This window comes from Kitasatospora sp. NPDC093558 (genome assembly GCF_040683475.1).
In the GTDB taxonomy this organism is placed as follows: Bacteria; Actinomycetota; Actinomycetes; order Streptomycetales; family Streptomycetaceae; genus Kitasatospora.
Window position 1 is genome coordinate 1 of sequence record NZ_JBFBDY010000747.1, and the last position, 2765, is coordinate 2765.

The 2765-nt window shown below is 70.3% G+C and carries 2 protein-coding genes; both read right to left on the reverse strand.

The window, feature by feature from the left end; genetic code table 11:
• Nucleotides 1-1125 (reverse strand): nitrate/sulfonate/bicarbonate ABC transporter ATP-binding protein (locus tag AB0O00_RS34640; protein WP_363658625.1); only part of this gene is annotated, 1125 nt, incomplete at its 3' end.
• Nucleotides 1126-1149: 24 nt separating this feature from the next.
• A partial coding sequence (locus AB0O00_RS34645) for an ABC transporter permease subunit (protein ID WP_363658627.1) occupies nucleotides 1150-2765 on the reverse strand: 1616 nt, incomplete at its 5' end.

Below are 2765 nucleotides of genomic sequence, written 5' to 3' on the forward strand. Positions count from 1 at the left end.
GGCGCGCACGAGGGGTGCGCGCCGGGCGGCGTTGCGGGCGAAGAGCTTCTTGCTGGTGAGGATGTCGGCGGCGGCGAACTCGCGTCCGGCCGGGGTGATCGCGAGGCGTCCGTCGGTGGTCCGCGCGAGGTCCAGCAGGACGGCGGCGTCGACCAGTGGCAGCAGGTCGTCGACCTCGAAGTTGAGCTCGTCGGCGATCTCGGCCAAGCCCTCGTCGCCGCCCATCGCGAGCAGGATCTCCAGGAGGCCGGCGAGGCCGCCGACGCTGGCCGGCGGCAGCGGGGTGGAGACCGGAGTGGCGGCCTGCCGGGTGGCGGGTCCGGTGTGGGGCTCGCGTCCGGTGAGGATGCCGTAGACGGTGTCGACCAGCGTTTCGAAGGCCGGGGTATTGCGGGTGCGGGGTCTGGGCAGGTCGACGGCGAGTTCGGCCTGGATGCGGCCCGGGTTGGAGGAGAGCACCAGGACCCGGTCGGCCAGCAGCACGGCCTCCTCGATGTTGTGGGTGACGATGAGGATCGACTTGACCGGCGCTTCGTGCCCCTCCCACAGGCCGACGAGTTCGGAGCGGAGGTTCTCGGCGGTCAACACGTCCAGGGCGGAGAACGGCTCGTCCATGAACAGGGCGTCCGGCTCGACGACCAGCGCCCGGGCGAAGCCGACGCGCTGGCGCATCCCGCCGGACAGCTCCTTGGGGTAGGCGCCCTCGAAGCCGTCCAGGCCGATCAGGTCGATCGCCTTCAACGCCCGCTCGCGCCGCTCCTCCTCGGGCACCTCCCGCGCCTGGAGCGAAAGCTCCACGTTCTGCTGCACCGTCAGCCAGGGCAGCAGGGCGAAGGACTGGAAGACCATCGCCACCCCCGGGTTGGCGCCGGCCAGCGGATCACCCCGGTAGGCGACGGTCCCGGCTGAGGGGGAGATCAGGCCGGCCAGGCAGCGCAGCAGGGTGGACTTGCCCGAGCCGGACTTGCCGAGCAGCGCCACGATCTCGCCTTCGGCCAGGCGCAGGCTGATGTCGTCGAGGACGGGCAGGGCCCGGCCGTCGGGGGTGGTGAAGGTCTTGGTGACGCTGTCGGCCTCGACGATGGTGGCCCCGGTCCGGGATGCGCCACGGGTTCCGGTGGTCATCGGTGTTCCCCTTCGGATGGTCGGTCAGAGCGAGTAACGGGTCTCGGCGAGCCGGTAGAGGCGGCGCCACAGGAGCCGGTTCAGGGCGACGACGTAGACGCTCATCACGGCCACCCCGACCAGGATCTTCGGGAACTCGCCGGTGCCGGTGGCGTTGGCGATGTAGGAGCCGAGGCCGGTGGCCTCCAGGTGGTGGGATCCGTAGTCGACGACCTCGGCGACGATCGAGGCGTTCCACGCGCCGCCGGCCGCGGTGATGCCGCCGGTGACGTAGTAGGGGAAGACCGCCGGGAGGATGAAGGCCTTCCACCGCAGCCGCCCGCCGACCCGGAAGCTGGTCATGGCCTCGCGCAGGTCGGTCGGGACGGCGGAGGCCCCGGCGATCACGTTGAACAGGATGTACCACTGCGCGCCGAGCGCCATCAGCAGGATCGACCCGAGGTTGAGCGAGATCCCCACCGCGACGAAGAAGGCGGTGGCGAACGGGAAGAGGAAGTTCGCGGGGAAGCTGGCCAGCACCTGCACCACCGGCTGAGCGAAGCGGGTTACCCGCGGGTTCATCCCGATCCACACCCCGATGGGCACCCATACCACCGTGACCGCCACGAGCAGCACGATCACCCGTCCGAAGGTCGCCGCCCCGAGCGCGAAGGCGTGCCCGAACTCGGACAGGCCCACGGTGTCGTCCACGTACGCCAGTGCCCGCCACGCGCCGAAGACGACGACCGCCGCGACCGCCCCGGCGAAGAACACGTCCCCCGTGCGCTCCCGCACCACCGAGACCCCGAGCGGGTGCTCGGCCAGCCCGAACGGACGCGTCCACCGATCCAGTGCCCGGCCCGCCGGACGCAACGGACGGCCGATCAGCTCCGGCACGCTGGAACGGCGCAGGATGTCGAGCACCACACTGCGCGGGCGCTCGGCCGCCTCCGACTCCTCCACCCGGAACCGCTCCGCCCACGCCGTCATCGGGCGCCAGAACAGCACGTTCACGCCGATCACCATGACCACCATCACGGCGATCGCGATGCCGACCTGCCCGAGGTTCCCGGCCGCGATCGCGGTTGCCGCGTACGACCCCATGCCCGGCAGCGCGTAGTGGTGGTTCAGCACGCTGATCGACTCCGAAGCGGCCAGGAAGAACCAGGCGCCGCCGAAGCTCATCATGCCGTTCCACACCAGCGGGATCATCCCGCTCGGTACGTCCAGGCGCCAGAACCGCTGCCACTTCGTCAGCCGCATCACCCGCGCCGCCTCGTCGAGTTCGCGGGGCTGCGACATCAGGGAGTAGTAGAAGGCGAAGGTCATGTTCCACGCCATCGAGGTGAAGATCGCGAAGATCGACGCGCACTCCAGCCCCAGCGTCGAGCCGGGGAACAGGTTGATGAACGCGGTCACCGTCACCGACAGGAAGCCCAGGATCGGCACCGACTGCAGGATGTCCAGCACCGGTAGCAGCACCTTCTCCGCCCGCCGCATCCGGGCCGCCGCCGTCGCGTACACGAAGGTGAACAGCACCGACGCCACCAACGCCGCGAACATCCGTACCAGGGAGCGCACCGCGTAGTAGGGCAGATCCGATGCGTCCGTGGACACCGACGACGGCGCCGTCGACGGTAGGAACGGCGCATCCAGCGACG